Origin of the sequence: Paraglaciecola chathamensis S18K6, assembly GCA_000314955.1 — a bacterium.
Taxonomy (GTDB): domain Bacteria; phylum Pseudomonadota; class Gammaproteobacteria; order Enterobacterales; family Alteromonadaceae; genus Paraglaciecola; species Paraglaciecola chathamensis.
This window is the reverse complement of sequence record BAEM01000022.1, coordinates 180585-205719: the sequence shown is the minus strand read 5'-3', so window position 1 is coordinate 205719 and position 25135 is coordinate 180585. Positions and strand designations below refer to the sequence as shown.

At 42.7% G+C, this 25135-nt stretch carries 20 protein-coding genes; 10 read left to right on the top strand and 10 right to left on the bottom strand.

What is annotated here, in order from left to right:
* Nucleotides 1–63 precede the first annotated feature (63 nt).
* From GCHA_RS07120 to ubiG, 9 genes are all read right to left on the bottom strand, one after another.
* Complete coding sequence (locus GCHA_RS07120) at nucleotides 64–2247, bottom strand: AAA family ATPase (RefSeq protein WP_007986573.1); 2184 nt, start codon at nucleotides 2245–2247, stop codon at nucleotides 64–66.
* Entirely contained in the window at nucleotides 2247–2690 is a 444-nt protein-coding gene (locus GCHA_RS07115; RefSeq protein ID WP_007986571.1) for a VPA1267 family protein, read from the bottom strand. The genes GCHA_RS07120 and GCHA_RS07115 overlap by 1 nt, the downstream gene beginning before the upstream one ends.
* The gene (locus GCHA_RS07110; RefSeq protein WP_007986569.1) at nucleotides 2691–3104 is read right to left on the bottom strand and encodes a hypothetical protein; all 414 of its coding nucleotides are present in this window, start codon (nucleotides 3102–3104) and stop codon (nucleotides 2691–2693) included. It lies immediately after the preceding gene.
* A complete protein-coding gene (locus GCHA_RS07105; RefSeq protein ID WP_007986567.1) occupies nucleotides 3097–5310 on the bottom strand; it encodes a hypothetical protein in 2214 nt (737 codons plus the stop codon). The genes GCHA_RS07110 and GCHA_RS07105 overlap by 8 nt, the downstream gene beginning before the upstream one ends.
* Nucleotides 5310–6935, bottom strand: coding sequence for a site-specific integrase (locus GCHA_RS07100; RefSeq protein ID WP_007986566.1), 1626 nt, complete (start codon nucleotides 6933–6935; stop codon nucleotides 5310–5312). Before GCHA_RS07100 ends, GCHA_RS07105 begins: the two co-directional genes overlap by 1 nt.
* Entirely contained in the window at nucleotides 6936–8156 is a 1221-nt protein-coding gene (locus GCHA_RS07095; RefSeq protein ID WP_153810705.1) for a tyrosine-type recombinase/integrase, read from the bottom strand. It abuts the gene before it with no gap.
* Between the two features lie 143 nt (nucleotides 8157–8299).
* Nucleotides 8300–10615 (bottom strand): class 1a ribonucleoside-diphosphate reductase subunit alpha, encoded by a 2316-nt coding sequence (gene nrdA, locus GCHA_RS07090; protein ID WP_008305934.1) that lies wholly within the window; start codon nucleotides 10613–10615, stop codon nucleotides 8300–8302.
* A 383-nt stretch (nucleotides 10616–10998) separates the two neighbouring features.
* Complete coding sequence (locus tag GCHA_RS07085; RefSeq protein WP_007986560.1) at nucleotides 10999–11664, bottom strand: HAD family hydrolase; 666 nt, start codon at nucleotides 11662–11664, stop codon at nucleotides 10999–11001.
* Entirely contained in the window at nucleotides 11657–12376 is a 720-nt protein-coding gene (gene ubiG / locus GCHA_RS07080) for a bifunctional 2-polyprenyl-6-hydroxyphenol methylase/3-demethylubiquinol 3-O-methyltransferase UbiG (RefSeq protein ID WP_007986559.1), read from the bottom strand. Before ubiG ends, GCHA_RS07085 begins: the two co-directional genes overlap by 8 nt.
* Nucleotides 12377–12656: 280 nt before the next feature.
* Here ubiG and gyrA point away from each other — a divergent pair, with 280 nt between their 5' ends.
* From gyrA to pyrF, 9 genes are all read left to right on the top strand, one after another.
* Complete coding sequence (gene gyrA, locus GCHA_RS07075) at nucleotides 12657–15350, top strand: DNA topoisomerase (ATP-hydrolyzing) subunit A (RefSeq protein WP_007986556.1); 2694 nt, start codon at nucleotides 12657–12659, stop codon at nucleotides 15348–15350.
* A 99-nt stretch (nucleotides 15351–15449) separates the two neighbouring features.
* A complete protein-coding gene (serC, locus tag GCHA_RS07070; RefSeq protein ID WP_007986554.1) occupies nucleotides 15450–16535 on the top strand; it encodes a 3-phosphoserine/phosphohydroxythreonine transaminase in 1086 nt (361 codons plus the stop codon).
* A gap of 1 nt (nucleotide 16536) precedes the next feature.
* A complete protein-coding gene (aroA, locus tag GCHA_RS07065; RefSeq protein ID WP_007986553.1) occupies nucleotides 16537–17826 on the top strand; it encodes a 3-phosphoshikimate 1-carboxyvinyltransferase in 1290 nt (429 codons plus the stop codon).
* A 125-nt stretch (nucleotides 17827–17951) separates the two neighbouring features.
* Nucleotides 17952–18629, top strand: coding sequence for a (d)CMP kinase (gene cmk / locus GCHA_RS07060; protein WP_007986551.1), 678 nt, complete (start codon nucleotides 17952–17954; stop codon nucleotides 18627–18629).
* Nucleotides 18630–18686: 57 nt separating this feature from the next.
* A complete protein-coding gene (rpsA, locus tag GCHA_RS07055; RefSeq protein WP_007986550.1) occupies nucleotides 18687–20426 on the top strand; it encodes a 30S ribosomal protein S1 in 1740 nt (579 codons plus the stop codon).
* Between the two features lie 70 nt (nucleotides 20427–20496).
* Entirely contained in the window at nucleotides 20497–20787 is a 291-nt protein-coding gene (gene ihfB / locus GCHA_RS07050) for an integration host factor subunit beta (RefSeq protein WP_006991151.1), read from the top strand.
* A 173-nt stretch (nucleotides 20788–20960) separates the two neighbouring features.
* Nucleotides 20961–21230: a LapA family protein gene (locus GCHA_RS07045; RefSeq protein ID WP_007986544.1), complete on the top strand. Its 270-nt coding sequence runs from the start codon at nucleotides 20961–20963 to the stop codon at nucleotides 21228–21230.
* A gap of 2 nt (nucleotides 21231–21232) precedes the next feature.
* A complete protein-coding gene (lapB, locus tag GCHA_RS07040; protein ID WP_007986541.1) occupies nucleotides 21233–22402 on the top strand; it encodes a lipopolysaccharide assembly protein LapB in 1170 nt (389 codons plus the stop codon).
* Between the two features lie 6 nt (nucleotides 22403–22408).
* Nucleotides 22409–23104, top strand: a complete 696-nt coding sequence (pyrF, locus tag GCHA_RS07035; protein WP_007986539.1) for an orotidine-5'-phosphate decarboxylase — start codon at nucleotides 22409–22411, stop codon at nucleotides 23102–23104.
* Between the two features lie 203 nt (nucleotides 23105–23307).
* Here the strand turns inward: pyrF and ald are convergent, their stop codons facing one another.
* Entirely contained in the window at nucleotides 23308–24438 is a 1131-nt protein-coding gene (ald, locus tag GCHA_RS07030) for an alanine dehydrogenase (RefSeq protein ID WP_007986536.1), read from the bottom strand.
* 163 nt (nucleotides 24439–24601) lie between these two features.
* Between ald and lrp the strand changes: the two genes are divergently transcribed.
* Complete coding sequence (gene lrp, locus GCHA_RS07025) at nucleotides 24602–25087, top strand: leucine-responsive transcriptional regulator Lrp (RefSeq protein WP_007986535.1); 486 nt, start codon at nucleotides 24602–24604, stop codon at nucleotides 25085–25087.
* The last annotated feature ends 48 nt before the right edge of the window (nucleotides 25088–25135 follow it).

Genomic DNA, 25135 nt, shown 5'->3' with positions numbered 1-25135 from the left:
ATTCTCATTTCATTTTACATCTATGCTGCTTTTATCGTTATAGTAAAATTTGTAACGGTGACCCTATCGATTATCTGCAACACGTTCAAAGTGGTTGTGGAGAAGGGTTCGCCGATTTAATGCATTAGACTTCAGTAATGCAGAATAAAATGTACATCGACAACCGACGAAAATTGCTTGCTTTTTAGCTCTTGTCGCTGCGGTGTAAAGCAAGTGCCTATCAATATTTCTGCTATTTTTAATTACGACAATGACACGCTCATACTGAGAGCCTTGAGACTTATGAACGGTCATCGCATAAGCTCGCTCTATATTGACTAAATCGTTAAGGGCTAGAACAACGATATTACCTTCAAAGTCAATGATTACGTCTTCATCACCGAAGCTTAATACTTTACCAACTGAGCCATTACGAATATCCTTTTTATAGTCATTACGAGTGAACATGACCATCTCTCCAACCTTAAGTGGCCTGCCATCAATGTTATGGTTTACATTGCCAAACTCAGTGTGCTCTAGCGTTAGCTTTTCACCGAGGGCAAACTCATCGTAAACATGACTATTAAGATTAACCACGCCGCCTTCTTGGTGCTTAACGGACGAAAGCAATACAACGCTATCATTTGAGCCATCACCGCCAAGTTCTCGATAAACTTTCATGCACGTTGCTTCAATGTTGCTAGGCTCACAATCGATAAAGCTAACACCACTGCCTAAACCTTGATAGGGTGTAAATGGTACTTCAATTTTGTTTGATGGGTAGTTGCGGATCGTAGAGGCAATGTTTGGAATACCAGAACTTTCCGACTGCCGTTTAACAACGGTTAAGTGTGGGTTTGGCAAGTGGAGGTTGACCAACACATGTAGGCCAAGCCCAACACCGACAGGTGACAACTGCTCTTGGTCACCCGTTAAAATAATACGCCCACGTTTTGGTACACGCTTTAATACCTTAAGTAACGACAAAATATCCACCATAGAGGCTTCATCGACGATAATCACCGCGTCGTTGTCAATGTCTTCTGGTTTTACATTATGCATGAAGCCAGCTATGGTCATTGCTTCTCTGCCTGTCGCCTCTGTAATGCGCTGTGCGGCTTTTCCTGCTAACGCCATGAGAATGACTTGCTTAGTTTGATTTAAGCTCTCTAGGGTGTAGCAAATGGCTTCTATCACGGTTGTCTTACCACACCCTGCACCACCCGTGAGTAGAGCGATAGAATGAGTGCAGCATTGCAGGACGGCATTTCGTTGTTGCTCCGTTAGTGAAAAGCCTACGCCTAGCTCAAAGGTGTCGATAACGCTATCAACTCGTTTAGCAAGGGCTTGGCTAAACGATTGTTCACTTAAATGCTTGATGATGTTGGCAACCGAAGATTCAACAATATCCATGCTTTTTACTTGCACAAGGTTGTCGTGAAATTCCAATTCGCCTTGTTCAACAGCTTCGTCAAACGCCTTTGTGCCAAGTGCTTTGCCAAGCATACGGTTTAGTTGATATTTTACTTTAGATGTTTCAAGGCAGGTATTACCTGAGTTAAAGCCATTAAACATCACTTGTTTTGCATAAGCGATAAGGCGTTCAGGCGCATCATCTTTCATTTTTAGACGGTCTAGGGCGTAGGCATCGATTGCCGATAAGTCCGCCATGAATGCGGTTAAGAAATACGGATTCTTTCTGATCTGTTCATACGCTTGATGTTCCCATATAGTGATGACCGAATCGCCGATATGAGGTGGCACGCCTAACTCATCAAGTAGACGTAGTGCGCCTAGTTTTTCGTATTGGTTTAGCCCATCAATGATTCGCTGAGCCACTTCCTGACCCACAATTGGCAATAAACGTTTAATATCCTTATTTCGAGCTATGTCGTACAGGGTGTCGCCAAAGAAGGTGACAAGCTTTTCCGCTTTGATCTCGCTAATACCTTTAAAGTCTGGTGACTCCGCCAATAAGCGCTTTAGGTTTTCATGGGCGGCTTTAACAAAGTCCATTTTAGTCGGTGTGATGGTTTTCTCAATCGCTGTGGTGCCATCTTTCCACTTGATAGGTGTTTGCTCGACTTGGCCTTTTACATGCCAGATGTGCATCTCTTTAAAAAGGCTAGGGGAGCGAGCAATTTGGTGGTTGGCTTTTACGACGAAACGTTGATTACTACCGACAGCAACGGCTGAAAATATAACGCCACCGATGCCACCACGACGTCTTATTTTGCGTATTTGTAGCTCACCATCAAACACACTCATTAAAGCCGCCCAGTCGCTAATAAGTGGTCTTCAATTGCGTTCAGTCGTTTGAGTTTGGCTTTAGCTTCTTCTAGCTCTTTTGTGGTTTTATATAATTGTTCTTCAAGTGCTGCATTGGTTTCTTGAGATTTTTTCAGCATACGCTTATCAACGCTGGATTTGCCAGTAGTTGCTTTAGCCGAGTATTGCTCGGAAGGCGTTCTGTTATCTTCAATCAAGATGCCTTTTACAATTAAATCAGCCTTAACTTCATTATATTTGGCTTTGATCTTTGAGTTTTCGGTAATTCGTTTTCGGTCAAACTCACATTCTCTGGCGATCATTTTTTTATTGAGATCTAGTCTGTTGGGCAACACAAAGTCTTCCCAGTCGGCTTCATTGAATCGGGCTTCAACAAAAGCGAGAAACCGTTCATAGTTTTCTATAGCTTTGGGGTTACTCATTTACGCCTCCTTATGTTTTTTCAGGCGCTTAGGGTAAACGAACTCGGGATCAATACCTTGGTCTTCAAGTATTTGATAGCAGTCATTTAATCTTAACTGTAACGTAGAAATTGTCTCGGCTTGCTCAGCTACTTTTGCCTCAAGTTTCGCTATTTTTTCATTATCACCAGAGGTCGGTGCGCCTTCAGATAGCGACTTATCGACCTTTAATTCTTTGAGTAAGTCTTTTACCCTCTGAAATTCTTTCATGTACTTGTCACAGCGGTACAATGTGGGCTTGCTGATGCCTAACTGCGAGGCAAAATAATCATGCTTGAACTCATGTTTGTATTCTGGACTTGTCTCAAAAAACTTAAGGGACATAAGCGCATTAGCAAGCCATTTAGGATCTTTTTTATTAGGTTGCTTACCCATCGTTTACCTCAGGTGTGTAGACTTGAACAATATCAATTATCTGATCGTTATTACTGCGTTGTCGTTCATAGGCTATTAATGCATTTTCACATCCTTTGATAATGTCGATGCAGTATTGAACGTGTTGATCTAACGGCTCCTGTTTGTTCAATGTCTCACTTAGCTCTTGGTAGTTTGGGAGCAGCACACTTAGCTGGTTCTCATAATGTGTTTTGGTATTGATAATAGATGCTTTGGCCTCTTCATCGTTGGGGTCTATGCCGAAATGCTGACAGGCATCTCCATCGTTGCTTCTTAAGCACATCATGCCTTTCTCACAAGGGCTAACATCTAAGTCTCGATTGCAGGTTCCCCAAGGCGTGAAATGGACGACTGAAAGTGTGTGGCTAAGCGCCATTTCAATCTCGTCAAGTGACACATTGTTTTCTCTCATGCGTTTAATACGTCTGCCGAGCACATCATCAGGAATGGAGTCTTCAGATAGATAACGTTCACGTATTTCTTCGGCACGCTCTTTAGCTGTTCGATGATCGTAGTTTCGGGTTTGACCTGCGGTGCGCCCCATAAAAAGGTCGATCATCATTTCGTTTTTACCAGAGCGTTTCATGGCGTCGGTTAGCCAGTGCCTAAACTGATGTGATTCAACATTGACGATATTGCCATCCTCATCACGAACATCGTAACGCTGAAAAAGGCTTTTTGCTCTTGATGAATCTTTCTTTAGCCATCTAGTAAATGATTTCGGTCTCATCGGTAATGGTAAAAATCCGTGAGAATTACTGCCACCATCAAAGGTATCTTCTTTTGCTATAAACAAAAAGTCACTGAAAGGCATTTTAAAAGCATAAGAGGTAGAAACGATTTCTTCTGTAATATCTTCGCCATCATCATTACTTTCATAGACTTGTTTTTGCATGTCATTGTAACGTTGCATTGCTATCTCACTTAACGCCTCTTTAGAAATTACAACTTTCAGGTTTTTAGGAGTATTAGGTGATGTTTTTATGGTTACTTTATCGACAATGGCATCAGCATAGGGTGCTTTTTCTCTGAGGTTGTTAAATCCCAAGCCAGAGGTGTGAAATTCACCAGTTTTGCCTACCTCACTTCTAAGAAAATAACTCGAAGGTTTATAGCCTGCTTCCTGAAGCGCTGTACTAAAGTATTCGTCCCTATCAGGGAAGTGTAAAACGTTAATAACGGCTTGTTCTCTATGTTGCTCAATACTTTTTGCCAGTGCTCTAAATGGCGCTGTAATTTCTAAAATACGCTTATGTGATTCGAGGATGATTTCTTGCCACATCAAGGGGACAGGGCGTGCTGAAGCGAGTTCTCCTTTTTCAGTGAGAACTCGCAAATACCAGCGTTCATTGGTCTCATCAAATCCTATGCAGTCTTTGTGCAATCGGCACACTTCACCGATACGAAGCCCAAAGGCCATAAAGAATGGAATAGCTAAAAATCGAAGTTCATCATAGCCAGATTTCATTACAGGGTGGGCGGGTTCTTCCCCTTTAGATATAAGTGTTTGGTCTGCTTCAAATCGACGTTTAGCGATACCAATATACTTGTCTATATTAACGTTGAATTTTTTGTCTCTTCGCTTTTGGTATTCTTCGGTTGTGACATCGTTTTGTTTGTTGGCAGGATTAGCCAGCTTTACTTTTGGAGCAAATGATGGACACAACTTTTTTGGCACTAAGAAGGTTTTTACAAAAGCGACTGTTTCTTTATATTTTTCAAAAACAGAACGTTTTGCAAAGTGCTTATCGAGCGTACTTGGAAGTTCGTCAATGTCTGCTTGTTTTAAGGTAATTATGCTGTCGAGGTCGTAATTGAAGTGGTCAGCAAGCCAGAAACAGCCAGCAATCGAAGCGACAATTGACTTGTTAGCCTTACCTTTTTTGATATGTATAAGAGTGTAAAGTTTGGCTATATCACACCATATGTCGTCCATAGGGACTCTAGCTTCAACAGGTGTCTTGCCTGTGACTAATTCGCCAGTATTATCATATCGCTTAGTGAAGTAGATATTCTTGTTTTGATAAGTCCAGTAGAAGTCGTCCCATTCACCGATCAACGTTTTATTATCTTGCATAGATTTAAAGGTCGGCAATTCATCTTCAATTAATGCTTTTACAGCGCCTAATAGTCTAGTCTGTTGCTTATTGAACTTATGTTGCCCAAGTTGCGTTACGCCATTCATTACTCTTCGCCTTTCATTGATTTAATGGCTTCGACAATTTGAATAGCGCCTTCCCATGCTTCATCAAGTTGGTGTAAAACTGCTCCTGATGAATTGGCTTTTACGAAGTCTCGCTCAGCTTCAATGACCTTAAGTTGTGCTTCATGGTCTGCATTTTTAAAGGGGCGGAAGCGAGAGCAGCTATAACAACTTACTGTAGGGTGCATCTCGCATTGAGTTTTCTTTAAACATTTGCCAAGATTGGCAATGTCACTCACCCTAATTAAAGTACCTTCGACATTGCCATCGTTTTCATCGACGATGAAACCTTGCCATCTCATAACTGCACTTTTGATGGTGTTAGATGACTCGAAACTGTCGTCGATAAAATCAATTAAGTCTCGGTTATATCGAAAGTAATGCTGCACACTGGCAACGGTACTGTGATCCAAAGCTATTGCAACTTCTTCAGGGGTTTTTCCTTCCATGACCATGCGTGTACCGAGTGTATAGCGAAAGCGGTAACAGGTGATCTTAAGTGGAGTGGGATTGCCGTCGTCATCAGTTATATGGCGAGACTGGATGTTTAACAAACTTCTGCTAAATCTGAATAGTTCAGTGATGTTTTTAGAGTACAGATGCCAAGCATATTCTTTTAATTTCTTCTGCCCTAATAACTCTAAATGGCACGTTTCTGCTTTTAAAAGAGGACGAGGAAGACTATTGCCTTCGAGGTCAAGCATATTGATTTCTGAATATGTTTTGTTTAGTTCAGAGATATCCTCTGCTAGATGGCTTGGTAACTCTCGTAATACGAAGTTGTTCTTATTCCGTCTAAGCTGCGCTGTTCTACCTTTTACACGGGGAATGTTAATAAACCAAGCTAAAAGTTTGTCGTCGTAATAAACATCATCTTCTCTTAACAGAGCTAATTGAATTGGTCGTAAGCCAAATTGCATTGCTAATTTAAAACAAATACGGGTTTGTAATGGAACATTCTCTTGATGAATGGCTTGAGCTATTTGTGCTACTTCGGTACGAGTAAAAGGTCCGTTTTCGTGATCGAGAAGAGATACTCTTAGTTTCCCACCAGAGTTGGGGATTTTTATTTCATCCAGTTTAAATATTAGATTTTCATCAAAGCCCCAATATGCATTTTCTATAGCGTAATTTGCAAACATTCGCATCGACAGCCAAATCATTTGATTGTCTTTGTTTTTCTGTATTATCGAAGATATGTTTGAAGCAATTTCTTTAGAAAATGCACGTTCATTGTTAAGAGCTTTATCTGATAATTTGATACTTTTAAGAGCCTGAAATCCATATGATAAATGACCGATGGATGCTGGTGAACGTTCAATTGCGAAGTCTATCCAGCACTTTACAGCTATGTAGTTTAGGTAGTGATAATCTGAGTATGACTCTGAGAGAGCGTAATTTTGATTGCTCTTTCCAACATTGATAATTTGGAGCTTAGTTTTAAGCCGCTGATTGCTTTCTCTTATAGAGATTTTTTGACCGTGAAATGAGGTGAACTGGGCAGGAAATGGGTCATAATCGCCATTTAACCGAGCTACTTCATCATATAGGTCTTGATAAGGATCGTTATCTTGCTCTGGTAAATAAATCGATAGTGCGTGCGCCATTTAGTCTTCCTTTCCTCTTAAATAATCACTGATCTTTCGTTGCAGGTGGGCTTGTGTATATCGCCTTGTCATATCACTGGTTGTTGACCAGCCGCCCCATGTGGTCAGTAAATCCTGTGTTTCACCCGCTTGTGTCATTGGGGAGTTGGAGTCTTCGTATTTTGTATCAATATTGCTTCGTAACTCTGTGCCTCGTGTAACACGGAATCGGTGTGGGTGAATGACATCAGCAAGGTTTGGGATTGTTTGGTATATTTTAGTGATCATATAATCCAACCCTGACGTTGTCAGAGCACCACCATCTTTTTCGCTGATAAATAGATATTCCGTTAGGCTCCCTTTAAAAGGTTTTCTAAGAAAGGGACGATGTTCTTCTAGGTAATCTAAAATGAGCGCTGCTAGACCACGACTGATTGGAAGCTCTCTAAAGCGAGTTTTATGTGACGCACCATCTTTACGGTTTCTGAACGCTGAGTCTTCTGAAAATTGAATAACGACTGTGGGATTTGTCGTTAGCTTTAGATCTTGATCTGAACGAATGAGCACTAACTCGGATGCTCGACATCCTAATTCCAATAAAAGCAGTATGGCACAAGCATTACGCACCTGTAATTGACGTCGAAATGGATTGATTTCATTGGTAAATGAGTCAGTAGAAGGGCGTATTATCTTTTTGATGATGTCTATTTCATCGTTGTTTAATGGTTCTGTCTGCTTAGTAGCATTATCGACTTGCGCTTTTGAGTAACGTTTCTTTGCAATCCAGCCACAAGCTCTATCCACTGATTTTTGAACTTGTTCTTTCTTATCGTAGTCATCAAGCCTTTCAATATAACGGTTGTAGTGAAACTTCAAAAACAAAATGATGGAATCAATACGTCGGTTGTAAGTCGAGGGGGCGATACTTACACCGTCCTCTAACTCATATTTGAAATTGTGCAGTAGGAAAGTACCAAGGTTATTGACTTGGCGATTGGTCAATATATTGAGTTTGGCAGCTTCTTCGAAAAACGTTTGATGCTCATTAGCGCAGTATTCATAGAACACGCAAAGATCATTTAGGCGATTGAGGGTTGTGTTGTATTTGGAGGATAGCCATAAATCCCACCCCCAGATCGCCGCACTAGGTTCTGGTAAGCAATGGTTGTGCGTATCAACCAGCATGGGCAAGGTTTGGTTGCCGTATCTCGGATTGGTAATTTTTTCAGTTTTATAACGCAAAATGATACCAAATAAACACAGGGGTAATATGTAATAGAATAATACAAAAAAGGGAAGTGTCAAACACTTCCCTTAAGTCTATGTTTTATATATTTTTACGTATAGTTATCCACAAAAATGATACTTTTACAAAAACACAGTGGTCATATTTTACACGCACCGCCAGCACAATCGTCATCTTCTTCAACGACGGCTTCTTGTGGTACAAACTGAGCGGATTTCAGTTCTTGCTGTGAGGTATCTGCTGCACCATCACGGGTGTTGTGGTAGTACAAGGTTTTCACACCTAACTGGTAAGCGGTAAGCAAATCTTTTAGCAACAGTTTCATAGGTACTTTGCCGCCGTCGTATTTGTTTGGATCATAACTGGTGTTAGCCGAAATGGTTTGATCAACAAACTTTTGCATAATGCCTGTTAACTGCAAGTAGCCATCGTTTGATGGTAGATCCCACAATAATTCGTATTTGTCTTTTAACCGTTCGTACTCAGGCACAACTTGCTTTAACACGCCGTCTTTACTTGATTTAACACTGATATGGCCACGGGGTGGCTCAATGCCATTCGTCGCATTTGAAATCTGTGATGAAGTTTCAGATGGCATCAAGGCAGACAAGGTACTATTGCGCAAACCGTATTGTTTGATGTCAGCACGTAGGCTGTCCCAATCACAATGCAGTGGTTCGTCACAGATTTTATCTAAATCTTTTTTGTAGGTATCAATTGGCATGATGCCTTGAGAGTATGTTGTTTCATCAAACTTCGGACACGCGCCTTTTTCTTTTGCAAGGTTACAAGATGCACGCATCAAGTGGTATTGCATCGCTTCAAAGGTGCGGTGAATCAAGCCATTGGCACTGCCATCAGAGTATTTAACCCCGTTTTTAGCGAGGTAGTAGGCAAAGTTGATGACGCCTATGCCTAGGGTACGACGACCCATAGTAGCGTTGTATGCCGCAGGAACAGGGTAATCCTGATAATCGAGTAAGTTGTCTAGTGCGCGAACAGCCAAGTCAGCCATTTCTGCAAAATCTTCAACACTTTCAATTGCACCTAAGTTAAACGCTGACAAGGTACATAGGGCTATTTCACCGTTTTCATCATTAACATGCTCTAACGGTTTAGTCGGTAGGGCGATTTCAAGACACAAGTTGCTTTGACGGATAGGGGCAACCTTCGGGTCAAACGGACTGTGAGTATTACAGTGATCCACGTTCTGCAAATAGATACGACCTGTGCTTGCGCGCTCTTGCATGAATAAACTAAATAGTTCTACCGCTTTGACTTGCGTCTTACGGATGCTGTCATCTTGTTCGTACTTAACGTACAACTCTTCAAATTTAGCTTGGTCGGCAAAGAATGCATCGTACAAACCAGGCACATCAGATGGGCTAAATAGGCTGATATGCTGATCTTTAATCAAGCGCTGGTACATCAACTTGTTGAATTGTACGCCGTAATCTAAATGACGCACTCGGTTTTCTTCCACACCACGGTTATTTTTCAATACGAGCAGTGATTCGACTTCCATATGCCAAAGTGGGTAGAAAAGTGTTGCGGCACCACCGCGAACCCCACCTTGTGAACAACTTTTAACCGCTGTTTGGAAATACTTGTAGAAAGGGATACAGCCAGTATGAAAAGCTTCACCACCACGGATAGGGCTACCTAATGCACGGATACGACCAGCATTCACGCCGATACCGGCACGTTGACTAACGTATTTTACAATGGCGCTTGCGGTAGCATTAATTGAATCAAGGCTATCACCGGCTTCAATTAATACGCAGGAACTGAACTGCCTAGTTGGGGTACGTACACCCGCCATAATCGGCGTAGGCAGTGATATTTTAAACTTCGAAGTCGCATCGTAAAAGCGCTTGATGTAATCCATACGTGTGTCTTTTGGATAATCAGCAAACAAACAAGCAGCCACTAAGATATAAAGGAACTGAGCGCTTTCGTAAATTTCACCGGTTACACGGTTTTGAACAAGATATTTGCCTTCTAGCTGCTTGACTGCTGCATAGCTGAAGTCCATATCACGCCAGTGATCAATATAGTCATCCATTTCTTGAAATTCAGCTTTGCTGTAATCACTCAATAAATGTTGATCGTATTTTTGCATTTCAATCATTTGCGTAACATGGGCGAATAGAGCAGGGGGCTCGAATTGGCCGTAGGCTTTTTTGCGCAAATGGAATATGGCTAAACGTGCCGCTAAGTACTGATAATCCGGTGCATCTGTTGAGATAAGATCTGCAGCAGAACGAATTAACGTCTCATGAATGTCTTCTGTTTTGATACCATCGTAGAACTGAATGTGCGCTTTAATTTCCACTTGCGAAACCGACACATTATTAAGGCCTTTGGCTGCCCACGTAATGACTTTGTGGATTTTTTCGAGGTCAATGCTTTCGCGCTCGCCAGTTCGTTTGGTAACGAAGAGATTGTTATTCATGTATACGCCGTTTTGATTATAGTTTTTACAAAATGTAGAAACGATGAGCATCATCATTTCTGTGGAAATAGTGCTTGACGAAGAGGGAAAGTTGCGGAACTACTCTTACAACGACCATCCTGTCGATAAACCACAAGATAATGAGGTTTGAATACCTTTGCAACCCCACATCTGGTGGTTTTGTAGGCGTTCAAATCTGGCCTAAAATTATGTTAGTAATGACTCACCTAATAAGTCTATTCACTTTGCGTGTATAGGGAATGCAAGATCATTTTTAGGAAATTTTTTCCATTAAACTTTTTTAATCGAAAAAAATAATTATTATAATTTCACGATATATAGTGTCTTGTTGTTTGCAAAACCACTATATATCGTGTTTGCCTTCAAAGGTGTTTTAGCATGGCTTGCGGCTGATCTATGTACAGATCCGCGTTCCACGTGTCTGATCTATGTTCCGGGCCTATATAACCGTAATTTGCAACGACGCTGGTCATGTTCGCGGCGATGGCCGCATCAATGTCGCGCTTGGCATCACCAATATACCAACATTCACTTGGGGCAATTTGCATGATTTTTGCGGCATGAATAAGAGGCAAGGGATCGGGCTTACGTTTTGCTAAGGTGTCGCCACTAATCACAACTTGGCAGTTGGCAAATTCATCAAAATTCGGTAGCAATAACTCAGTCAGCCACTGAGGCTTGTTGGTCACTATTCCCCAAGGAATATTATCTTCATCCAAACGGGCGAGTAACTCCTTAATACCGTCAAAAGAAACCGTATCGATGCAAATCTCTTGCTCGTAGCGATCGAGAAATAATGCTCTGAGTGCTTCAACATCAAATTCTGCTAGTTTTTCACCAAAACCGATTTCCAGCAGGCCTTGAGAGCCATCTGAAGCAATATTGCGATACACATCAAATTCACAGACGGGCATTTCGTGCTGTTGTAATACCCAATTAAGCGCATTGCCTAAGTCTCGTGCGGTATCTAGCAAGGTGCCGTCTAAATCGAACAATACCCCCTTGGGTTTTGGCAACACCTTAAGCATCAGCACTGTGCTGACAATGTACGATGTAATTCACATCAACATTTTTGTCAGACAAATAGAACTGTTGCGTCAATGGACTAACGTGCAGACCCGTCATATGCTTTGCCATTAAAGGGGTGCTATCAACCCAATTTAATAATTCTGACGGCTTAATAAATTTGTCGTGATTATGGGTATCTTTTGGCACCAGTTTAAGAATGTGCTCCGCACCGACTATTGCCATCAAATAGGATTTGATATTGCGATTGAGTGTTGAGAAAAAAACCATGCCGCCAGGTTTGACTAATCGACTGCAAGCTTCAACCACAGATGATGGGTCTGGCACATGTTCAAGCATCTCCATGCAGGTCACTACGTCAAACTGGCCTGAGTGGGCATCGGCAAATTCTTCAGCAGTTGATTGCTGATAATCTATGCTTAGCGCAGATTCGAGACAGTGCAAGCGCGCAACTTCAAGCGGCGCTTCACCCATATCAATTCCGGTGACATCAGCACCAGCGCGAGCCATACTTTCAGCTAAAATACCGCCGCCGCAACCCACGTCAATGACCTTTTTGCCGCTAAGCCCTTGGGTTCGCTGTACAATATAATCGGTTCTAAGAGGGTTGATTGTATGTAAGGGCTTAAATTCCCCTTTTAGGTCCCACCAACGAGATGCCAAATCGGCAAATTTTTGTATTTCTTGATGGTCAACATTTTGCGCTGAGTTCATATTGCGGTCCAAAAATTCGAATTTCGCTATTATAGCCAGCATGTATTAAAGCTGGCTAGCGCAATATATGCGGTTTTTTAGCGTCTTTGGCTACTATATGAGCGGATCCTATCTATTTATTTTTTGCGGTCAGTGTTAGAATCCCAAGGCTCGACAATACGAAATTCCAGAGTTAATCGTTGACTGCGATTTTGAGGCCTAGCTCAAATACGCAGACGCGGATTGTAAATTTTATGTCTAATTCTATTTCTAATAATAATGACTAGGGACAAGGCTGTATATGACTGATCACGCCCAAGAAATTCTTCCTATTAACATTGAAGAAGAACTTAAAAATTCTTATCTTGATTACGCCATGAGCGTAATTGTAGGCAGGGCGCTGCCTGATGTAAGAGATGGCTTAAAGCCCGTGCATCGCCGGGTTTTGTTCGCTATGAACGAGCTGAAAAACGACTTCAACAAACCTTACAAAAAATCGGCACGTGTTGTCGGTGATGTTATCGGTAAATACCACCCACACGGAGACTCGGCCGTATACGATACGATTGTACGTATGGCGCAACCGTTTTCTTTACGTTATATGTTGGTTGATGGCCAAGGTAACTTCGGTTCAGTTGACGGTGATTCAGCGGCGGCAATGCGTTACACCGAAATCCGTATGGCTAAAATTTCTCATGAATTATTAGCGGATTTAGAAAAAGAAACCGTCGACTTCGTTCCTAACTATGACGGTACTGAATTTATTCCTGATGTACTGCCCACCAGAGTACCTAACTTATTAATTAATGGTTCCTCAGGTATTGCGGTTGGTATGGCAACAAACATTCCGCCACACAACTTAACGGAAGTGGTAAACGGATGTATTGCGTTAATTGATAAGCCTGAGCTTTCCATTGAAGAATTGATGGAGTATATCCCTGGGCCAGATTTCCCAACTGCTGCTTTTATTAGTGGTCGTAAAGGAATAGAAGAAGCTTATCGCACTGGTCGCGGCAAAATATATATGCGTGCCCGTGCTGAGATTGAGCGTGAAGATAATGGTAAAGAGACCATTATTGTTCATGAGATCCCGTATCAAGTTAACAAAGCGCGCCTGATTGAGAAAATCGCCGAGCTGGTTAAAGAAAAGAAAATTGAAGGCATTTCTGCTTTACGTGATGAGTCAGATAAAGACGGCATGCGTATTGTTGTTGAAGTGAAACGTAATGAGTCAGGGGAAGTACTACTTAACCATTTGTATTCACAAACACAAATGCAAACCGTGTTCGGGATCAATATGGTGGCGCTGGATAAAACCCAGCCTAAAGTATTTAACCTACTAGATATTCTAAAAGCTTTTGTACTGCATCGCCGTGAAGTGGTGACGCGCCGTACTGTTTTCGAACTGAAAAAAGCCCGCGAACGTGCCCATATCCTTGAAGGCTTAGCCATTGCCTTGGCTAACATTGACCCAATAATCGCATTGATTAAAGCGTCAAAAAGCCCTTCTGACGCCAAAATATCTTTGACGGCGCAAGGTTGGCAGCTAGGTGATGTATCTGAAATGCTTGAGCGTGCAGGTAATGATGCAGCACGTCCTGACTGGTTAGAGCCTGAGTTTGGTATCCGTGATGGCCTGTACTATTTAACAGAGCAGCAAGCGCAAGCGATCCTAGACTTACGTTTGAATAAATTAACGGGTCTTGAACACGAAAAAATTCTTTCTGAGTACAAAGAGTTATTAGACCTGATTGCAGAATTGCTGCATATATTAGGCAGCCCTGAGCGTTTGATGGAAGTTATTCGTGAAGAGCTTGAAAAAATTCGTGATGAATTTGGTGATGAACGCCGTACGGAAATTACCGCAGCGTCACATGATATAGACATTGAAGATTTAATAGAGCGTGAAGAAGTAGTGGTGACACTATCTCGTGAGGGCTATGTTAAGTATCAAAAACTCAATGATTACGAGTCTCAGCGTCGTGGTGGTAAAGGTAAGTCAGCGACCAAGATGAAAGAAGAAGATTTCATCGAGAAGCTGTTAGTGGCGAACACTCATGATCACATTTTGTGTTTCTCTACCCGTGGCCGACTGTACTGGCTGAAGGTATATCAATTGCCATTGGCGAGTCGTAATGCGCGTGGACGTCCAATCGTTAATATTTTACCGCTTGAAGAAAATGAACGCATTACCGCTATTTTACCTATTCAAGAATTCGAAGAAGGTAAATATGTATTGATGGCAACTGCCAACGGAACAGTGAAGAAGACTGCCTTGGTGCAGTATTCACGTCCTCGTGCGAACGGCATTATTGCGGTTAATCTAAATGACGGCGATGAGTTGATTGGCGTAGATATTACTGACGGTAGCAGTGACATCATGTTGTTCTCTGACGCGGGTAAAGTGGTTCGCTTTAACGAGAAAGCACGTGATTCAGAAACCGGTGCGGTCAAAATTGACCCTGAAACTGGTGAAGAAATCTTAGCGCTACGCCCTATGGGTAGAACGGCAACAGGTGTACGCGGTATTCGCTTACAAGAAGGACAAAGAGTGGTGTCGTTGATTGTGCCTCAAGGTGATGGTGCGATCCTTACGGCAACAGAAAATGGCTTTGGTAAGCGCACACCTGTCGAAGACTACCCTGCGAAGAGCCGAGCTACACAAGGCGTGGTATCCATTAAGGTATCTGAGCGTAACGGTAAAGTTGTCGGTGCAGTGCAGGTGAACGAAAGCGATGAGATTATGCTTATCAGTGACCAAGGTACACTCGTACGTACCCGTGTTGGCGAAGTGTCTACTGTTGGTCGTAATACCCAAGGTGTACGTTTGATACGCACGGGTGCAGACGAGCATGTTGTTGGTTTGCAACGCATTGACGAAGTTGAAGAGTTAGAAGAAGAGCTCGAGGCATTAAGCGAAGGTGACGAGACAATCGAAGCCGCTGCAACAGACGTGGAAAACACCACGGATGAAGATCCTCAAAACGAAGAATAAAGCCCGTAGAAGCTAAAGTAGGCGACACGCTTACTTAGCTTCCTACAGTTTGTTAAAACGAGCGGCTTAGCCGCTCTTTTTGTATCGGAAAAATAGAGAATGACCAAGGTTTACAATTTTTGCGCCGGACCGGCGATGTTACCCGAAGCTGTAATGCAGCAAGCTCAAAGTGAATTCATCAATTGGCAGAGCCAAGGTTGTTCGGTGATGGAAATGAGTCACCGCAGTAAAGAATTTATTGCACTTGCCGAAACGGCAGAGCAAGATCTGCGGGATTTATTGAGCATTCCTGATAACTACAAAGTATTGTTTACTCATGGTGGTGGCCGTGGGCAATTTTCTGCTGTTCCTCTTAATTTGTCTAAAGAGGGCGATAGTGCAGATTACATCGTTAGCGGTTCATGGTCTAAAAGTGCCGTAGATGAAGCGCAAAAGTACGTTAATGTAAATATCGCCGCTACTACGACCAAAGAAGACGGCTTGGTGGTCATGCCTACACAGGACAGCTGGAAACAAAACCCAGATGCTGCATACGTACATTACTGTCCGAATGAAACGGTAGATGGCGTTGAAATCAATTGGATACCTGAAACAGGGGACATCCCGTTAGTAGCAGATATGTCATCGAACATTTTGTCGCAACCGATTGATGTGAGTAAGTTCGGCGTTATCTATGCTGGCGCGCAGAAAAATATTGGTCCGTCAGGTTTATCTGTTGTGATTGTACGGGATGACTTGCTTGAAAAAGCACGCTCAGTCACCCCAGCGATTTTTGATTACACCATAATCGCTAAACATGATTCTATGTATAACACACCGCCAACGTTTGCTTGGTATTTAGCCGGGCTGGTGTTCAAATGGCTCAAAGAGCAAGGCGGAGTCAAAGCAATGGCCGAGCGCAATAAAGCCAAATCTGATTTGCTTTACGCGTGCATTGATGACTCAGCGTTTTACACCAATAATGTTGCTGCTGAATACCGCTCTCGCATGAACGTTACCTTTCATTTGAAAAATGCTGAGCTTGATAAACAATTTTTAGCCGAAGCTGAAGCTGCTGGACTAAAAGCGTTAAAAGGCCATCGTATTGTTGGCGGCATGCGTGCCAGTATCTACAACGCGATGCCAATTGAAGGGGTGCAAGCCTTGGTTAGCTTCATGCAAGATTTCGCCAAGAGGAACGGTTAATATGAGTCGTTCCGCCCCTTTATTACTTAACCCGATAGCTAGCATTTCAGGCACAGTCAATGTGCCAGGTTCTAAAAGCTTATCTAATCGCGCTTTATTACTTGCCGCTGTTGCAAAAGGTGAAACGCACCTAACGAATTTGCTCGACAGTGAAGATATTCGCCACATGCTAAAAGCGTTAACGCAATTGGGTGTTGAATATCGTTTATCCGATGACAAAACAGAATGTTGGGTTAAAGGCCTAGGGCAAGGTTTCAACGTTGACACTGCGCAGACTTTATTTTTAGGTAACGCGGGTACAGCCATGCGCCCGCTATGCGCTGTACTAGCCACATCAAACGGTGAATTCGAGTTAACGGGCGAGCCCAGAATGGAAGAGCGTCCTATCGGTGCTTTAGTTGACTCATTGCGCCAAGCAGGAGCGGAGATCACCTATTTAAAAAATGACGGCTACCCACCATTAAAAATGAAGGGCAGCGCGCTAAAAGGCGGAAAGATCAGTGTGGAAGGCACTGTATCGAGCCAATTTTTAACGGCACTGCTAATGGCTGCCCCTTTGTTTGAATCTGACACTGAAATCAATATTGTTGGTGAGTTGGTTTCTAAGCCTTATATCGATATTACGCTCAATACTATGGCGCAATTTGGTATCGAGGTGGTGAATAATGATTATCAAAGCTTTGTTGTTAAAGGTAATCAGCAATATCAAGCTGCGGGTGACTTTCTGGTTGAAGGCGACGCATCATCAGCCTCCTACTTTTTAGCCGCTGGTGCGATTAAAGGTGGCACAGTGCGTGTTACTGGCGTAGGTAAAAAGAGTATTCAAGGGGATATTCGCTTTGCCGATGTACTCGAAAAAATGGGCGCTAATATTACTTGGGGTGACGACTACATTGAAGTCACGGGCGCGCCTTTGACAGCGGTTGACATGGATATGAATCACATTCCTGATGCCGCGATGACGATCGCAACAACGGCATTATTTGCCGAAGGCACAACATCAATTCGTAATATTTATAATTGGCGTGTGAAAGAAACTGACCGGTTAGCCGCTATGGCATGCGAGCTACGTAAGGTGGGAGCTGATGTCATAGAAGGGCACGACTACATTACGATAACGCCGCCTAAGCAGTTGATCCAAACAGACATTGATACCTATGATGATCACCGCGTTGCCATGTGCTTTTCACTGGTTGCTTTGAGTGATACCCCTGTCACTATAAACGACCCTGACTGTACCGCTAAAACGTTCCCTGATTACTTTACTCGGTTAAAGCAGATCAGCGGCTAAAATACTGACCGCTGTAAACAAGGTGTTTTGTTTACAGCGGTCACAATATTGTAAACTTGCTTACATTGCTTATCTAAATTCAACGGGTATAATTGCGCGCGATTTTCATTAGCTCAGGAGAGAGCATGCAATTATTTCCCGTCATCACCGTAGACGGCCCAAGTGGAGCTGGTAAGGGCACTGTAAGCACCTTATTAGCCGATCGTTTAGGTTGGCACTTCCTTGACAGTGGCGCGATCTATCGTGTTTTGGCTATCGCCTCTATCCATCATCAAATTGACCCTAATGACGAAGCAGGCCTATTGCCATTAGCTTCAGGCTTAGATGTAAACTTTGAGCCAGCTGAACATGGCTGTAAGGTGATTTTAGAAGGTGAAGATGTAAGCGACGACATTCGTACCGAAGAGGTGGGCTCAGTAGCGTCTAAAGTGGCGTCACTTCCTAGCATTCGCGAAGCGTTATTGCGCCGTCAGCGAGCATTTAAAGAGGCCCCTGGCTTAGTTGCTGATGGACGTGATATGGGCACGATAGTGTTTCCTGAGGCTGACGTTAAAATATTCTTGACTGCCAGCGCGCAAGAGCGCGCCAACCGTAGATTTAATCAGTTGAAAAAATCTGGTCATGATGTTAGCATATTGCGCCTTTTGGCTGACATAGAGGCTCGTGACGAGCGCGACTCAAATCGCAGCGTAGCGCCTTTAATACCAGCAAAAGACGCTCTTGTTGTTGATTCTACTGAATTATCAATAGAGCAAGTACTTGAAAAGATTACTGAATTTGCAAATTCTAAGATTGAGATTTAATTTTAGGCCTAGCAGCATTTAGTCCGTAAACTGCCCAACATCAGGATGAAGTTGGCAATGAATAACAACCCCACGTTAGCCGGATTGCAGTGTGGATGTCAAAATGAAACAAATAACTTAACTATGACTGAAAATTTTGCTCAACTATTTGAAGAAAGCTTAAAAGAAATCGAAACCCGTCCAGGTGCAATTGTTAAAGGTACTATCGTATCTATCGACAAAGACATCGTACTTGTAGACGCAGGTTTAAAATCTGAAAGCGCGATCCCAGCTGAACAATTCCGTAATGCTGACGGTACACTAGATGTTGAAATCGGCGACCAAGTTGATGTTGCTCTAGACGCAATTGAAGATGGTTTCGGTGAAACAATCTTGTCTCGCGAAAAAGCTAAACGTCACGAAGCCTGGGTTGAGCTAGAAAAAGCTTACGATGACAAAGAAACGATTAAAGGTGTTATCAATGGTAAGGTCAAAGGTGGCTTTACGGTTGAAGTGAATACAGTTCGTGCATTCTTACCTGGTTCATTGGTTGACGTACGCCCAGTACGCGATACTACTCATCTTGAAGGTAAAGAACTGGAATTCAAAGTTATCAAGCTTGATGCTAAGCGTAACAACGTGGTTGTTTCACGTCGTGCGGTTATTGAAGCAGAAAGCAGCGCAGAGCGTGATCAACTTCTTGCTAACCTTGAAGAAGGTCATGAAGTTAAAGGTATCGTTAAGAACCTTACTGATTACGGTGCGTTCGTTGACCTTGGTGGTGTTGATGGTCTTCTACACATTACTGATATGGCTTGGAAACGCGTTAAGCACCCAAGTGAAATCGTTAATGTTGGTGACGAAATCAACGTTAAAGTCCTTAAGTTCGACAAAGAAAAATCTCGTGTTTCATTAGGTATGAAGCAAATGGGCAACGATCCTTGGCAAGAAATTGCAGAACGTTACCCTGAAGGTTCTAAATTGAGCGGTGCAGTAACTAACCTAACTGACTACGGTTGTTTCGTTGAAATCGAAGACGGTGTTGAAGGTCTAGTTCACGTATCTGAAATGGATTGGACTAACAAAAACATTCACCCATCTAAAGTGGTTAACTTGGGTGACACTGTTGAAGTTATGGTTCTTGAAATTGATGAAGAGCGTCGTCGTATTTCTCTTGGTCTTAAGCAATGTAAACCTAACCCTTGGGAAGAGTTTGCTAAGGCACAGAGCAAAGGCGATAAAGTTAGCGGTAAGATCAAGTCTATTACTGACTTCGGTATCTTCATCGGTCTTGACGGCGGCATCGACGGTCTAGTTCACTTATCTGACATTTCTTGGAACAAGACTGGCGAAGACGCTGTTCGTGAATACAAGAAAGGCGATGAAATCTCTGCAGTTGTTCTACAAGTTGACCCAGAGCGTGAGCGTATCTCTCTTGGTGTTAAGCAGATTGAAGAAGATCCGTTTAATCAATACCTGACAGACACTAAGAAAGGTACTATCGTTGTTGGTACTGTGACTGAAGTTGACGCGAAAGGCGTAACTGTTAAACTTGCAGAAGAAGTTGAAGGTTATATCCGCGTAACTGATTTAGCACGCGAACGTGTTGAAGATGCATCAGAAGTTGCATCTGTAGGCGACGAAATCGAAGCTAAATTCATGGGTGTTGACCGTAAAAATCGCATCGTTAACTTGTCTGTTAAAGCGAAAGACCAAGCAGATGAGAAAGAAGCACTTGACAAAGTTAACCAACAAGAAGAAGTTGGTTTTGCTAACGCATTTGCTGAAGCCTTTAAAGCGGCGAAGAGCGAAGATTAATCAATTTGGGTGCGCTTTATGCGCACCAATGAATTTTCACAACGTACTTATATATTGAAGGAGAGTTTTAATGACAAAGTCAGAACTTATCGAAAGACTAGCGGATAAAGCCCGTCACGTACCTTCAAGAGACGTTGAGTTGGCTATCAAAGAAATGCTAGAGCAAATGGCGCAAACCTTACAAAAAGGTGAGCGTATCGAAATCCGCGGATTTGGAAGTTTCTCTTTGCATTACCGCGCACCTCGCGTAGGTCGTAATCCTAAAACAGGGGAAACAGTAGAGTTAGATGGTAAACATGTACCTCACTTCAAACCTGGCAAAGAATTACGAGAAAGGGTCAACGAAGATTTAATTGCTTGATTTATCTCTAAATCATTAAAACGGCACTCCAATTGGGGTGCCGTTTTTGTTAGAGTGTAGTAAATTACGAATAGCTTTATCAATCGCTGATAGAGATACTTGATTCAGGAACGAATAGAGTATGTTTATCAAAGTTAATCTGAAACGCAATGCCCACTAGGAGGCAAATAAGTATGAAGTTAAAGGGATTGCTATCTCTTATTGCTGTATTAGCCTTACTGATTGTCGGTGGCTTTATTGGTTCTCAAAACACCCACAGCGTCATGGTCAACTATCTGATCGCCCAGAGTGAGTTACGTGTGTCACTGCTTATGTTGATCGTCTTTTTATGCGGGGTTTTCGTTAGTATCATTATGTTTTCGCTGTATGTATTGCGATTAAAATGGCGGGTTGTGAGTTTAGAGCGACAACTTAAAAAATCAAATCGCGTTGAATCTGCTTAATTATGCTTGAACTGTTATTTTTACTATTGCCCGTCGCCGCTGGATATGGCTGGGTAATGGGGCGTAATAGTGTGCGCCAAGCACAGCGTAAACAGTCGAGCATATTATCTAAACATTATTATAAAGGCTTAAATTTTCTTCTATCTGATGAGCCCGATAAGGCCGTCGATACTCTGATCAAAATGATCAACCTTGACAGTGACACGGTTGAAACTCATATTGCTATGGGCAAGTTTTTTCGCCACAGAGGTGAGTTAGACCGCGCTATTCGAGTGCATCAAAATCTCGTGAGCAAAGAGCAGATTTCACCCGCTCAACGGGAGTCTGCGCTTAAAGAGTTAGGCAAAGACTACGTACTTGCCGGTTTTTTAGAGCGTGCAGAAAACGCATTTCTACAACTATTAAATTCAGACAAACATTTCTTAGATGCGCAGCAACAGCTTTTTGATATCTATCAGGCCACCAAAGAGTGGGGTAGAGGGATTGAGCTTGCTGAAAACATGATGGAAAATCATGGCGATAGCGATGAGCTATGTATTCGCATCTCTCACTTTTATTGTGAGCAAGCAGCTATTTACGTACGTAAAAATGAATTGAACTTAGCTGAGAAAACCTTACAAAAAGCCATTATGGCCGATCAAAACACCGTTAGGCCTTGGCTAATGCTTGGTCAAATTGCTATTAGCCAAGAGCAATACCAAACGGCCATTGAGTATCTACAGCAAGTGCCATTGCGTGACATATCTTGGTTGAGTGAAGCTATTCCACTGATAGAACAAAGTTGTGCAGCACTAAATGATACCTCCCAGTTAGAGGCTATTCTGAATGAGTATTGGCAGCAATGTGCTACGTCATACTTGTCGAAAGTTAAACTCATGGCTCGTCAGGGTTTAACCAAAGAAGCCGCTGATGTTTTGCTTGATCAATTGCGTAAACACCCAACCATGAAAGGCTTTAAAACGCTGATGGGGTTGTATATTGAACAACAAGCACCTGATGAATCTATGAATAGCCTTGTGCTATTAAAAGAATTGGTAGAAGAACAAATTAAGCAACGCCCTAAATACCGATGTAATAGTTGCGGCTTTTCCGGCGGACAAATTCATTGGTTGTGTCCATCGTGTAAAAAGTGGGGCCAAGTTAAACCCATTAAAGGCTTAGACGGAGAGTAAAGGTTAATGCAAGATCCGAAAGTGGTTATCGCACTTGATTTTGATGTAAAAAAAGAAGCACTCGACTTTGTCGATAGAATTGACCCATCCCAATGCCGTTTGAAAGTAGGCAAAGAGATGTTCACCTATTTTGGTCCTGATCTCGTTCGTACCTTGGTGGCCAAAAAGTTCGATGTATTCTTGGATCTTAAGTTTCACGATATCCCTAATACGGTGGCTAAAGCTTGTATAGCGGCAGCTGATTTAGGCGTTTGGATGGTTAATGTTCACGCTTCAGGCGGTGAAGATATGATGGTACGTGCTCGGGAAGGTCTTGCCCAATTTGGCCAAGATAAGCCTCATCTTATTGCGGTAACCGTTCTCACCAGTATGGATCAACGTCAGTTATCGCAAATTGCTATTCAATCTTCACCGATGGAACATGTATTAACGCTTGCATCGTTGACCAAACAAGCTGGCTTAGACGGCGTCGTGTGCTCAGCCCAAGAAGCGAAAATGTTAAAGGAATCCTTAGGCAAAGACTTCATGTTAGTAACGCCAGGTATACGACCACAAGGTAGCGATGTTGGCGATCAGAAACGAATTATGACACCTCAAGAAGCGATGCAGGTGGGCGTGGATTACATGGTAATTGGCCGTCCTATTACCCAAGCGAGTGATCCGGTTGCGGCACTTGCTGCGATTAACGCATCGATTGGGTGAGATGCTAAGGCAGTGAGTTCGCGTTAGAGATATTTATTCTCTCGTTATTTTAGATGTAAAAAAGGGCACTGTTGAGTGCCCTTTTTAGTATCCTTAGCCAAAGCGTAAGCGCTTTATGCGCTCAAGGCTATTTATGAGCTCAAGGCTGTTTGTACGCTCAGGGCTGTTTATGCGCTCAAGGCTATTTATGCGCTCAAGGCTGTTTATGCGCTCAAGGCTGTTTTAGGATCCGTGTAGGTTAATCCCATGGATTCGCCTAGCGCATCGACTACTGCCTTATAGGTAATTTTACCTTCGTGTACATTTAAGCCATTAAGCAAATGCGCATCGTCAAGCATGGCTTGCTTAGGTCCTTTATTGGCTAATGCTAAGCCGAAAGGTAGGGTCGCGTTATTCAACGCCATCGTTGATGTACGTGCCACACCGCCCGGCATGTTTGCTACGCAGTAATGTACAACACCATCAACCACGTATACGGGATCTTGATGTGTCGTTGCTTTTGATGTTTCAAAGCAACCACCTTGGTCAATAGCGACATCAACCACTACTGAGCCTTCTTTCATATTTTTAACGTGTTCTGCCGTTAACAACTTAGGTGCTGTAGCGCCAGGAATTAACACTGCGCCTACAACCAAGTCAGCTTTTGATGAATAGTGCTCAATTGCATCAACTGTTGAGAAAACAGTTTTAACGCGCCCATCGAAAATATCGTCTAGTTCGCGTAAGCGAGGCAAAGAACGGTCAAGGATAGTGACGTCAGCACCAAGACCTAAAGCCATTTTCGCTGAGTTAGTACCTACAACACCACCACCGATGATCAGTACTTTACCCGGTGCAACACCAGGTACGCCGCCAAGCAATGTACCGCTACCGCCTTGGGCTTTCTCAAGATAATGTGCGCCTGCTTGAACCGCCATACGTCCAGCAACTTCACTCATTGGTGCTAAAAGAGGCAGGGCGTTACGGTTGTCAGTAACTGTTTCATAGGCGATACAGGTCGCGCCTGAAGCAATCAATAGCTCTGTTTGCTTTGGATCGGGAGCTAGGTGCAAATAAGTGTATAGTGTTTGGCCTTTACGCAACATTTTACACTCGTTTTCTTGTGGCTCTTTCACCTTTACAATCATTTCAGCCTTGGCGAAAACCGTTGCTGCATCCGGGGCAATTTCAGCGCCGGCAGCTACAAACTCTTCATTGGTGAAGCCGATAGCTGCACCCGCATTATCTTCAACTAATACTTGATGTCCATGAACAACAAATTCTTTAACTGCTGCAGGTGTAAGGCCTACGCGATATTCGTGGTTTTTAATTTCTTTTGGTACACCAATTAGCATAAATTTTCCTTTGACGGTTAGACCCAAGGGCGAACGCTAGGGCTGGTTGAATGCGGTATTGCATAATGAGCGAAGTATAAGGGAAGGTTCGAAGAAAATTATTCTGAAGATTAAATGCTTTAAGTATAAAATAGGGGGAAATTCATAATTTTCAGTATTATCTATGTTAATAAAAACGCCCAAGCATCTAGATAGAATCGACCGTAATATCTTAAGTGAGCTACAAAAAAACGGTCGTTTGTCGAATATTGATTTAGCAAATAAGGTTGGGTTAAGCGCAAGTCCTTGTTTAGAAAGGGTAAAAAGGCTAGAGGCTCAGGGGTATATTTTGGGATACCATGCGCGAGTTGACCCACAGAAACTGGGCGCTGCTATGTTGGTGTTCGTCGAAATTACATTAACGAAAACTTCCCCTGATATTTTTGAGCTATTTTCTGCTGCGGTTAAGCAACATGAAGATATTCAAGAGTGCCATTTAGTATCGGGCGACTTCGATTTTCTGCTCAAGGCGCGGGTGGCTGATATGTCTACCTATCGTAAGTTGCTTGGTGACACTTTACTAAGACTGCCTGGTGTAAATGAATCACGCACGTACGTAGTAATGGAAGAAGTAAAAGACACCACAATAGTGAAAATTAATCAGCGATGAATTGATCTGTACAAGATTGGTCAATTACTCGGCATAAGCACGCTGTTG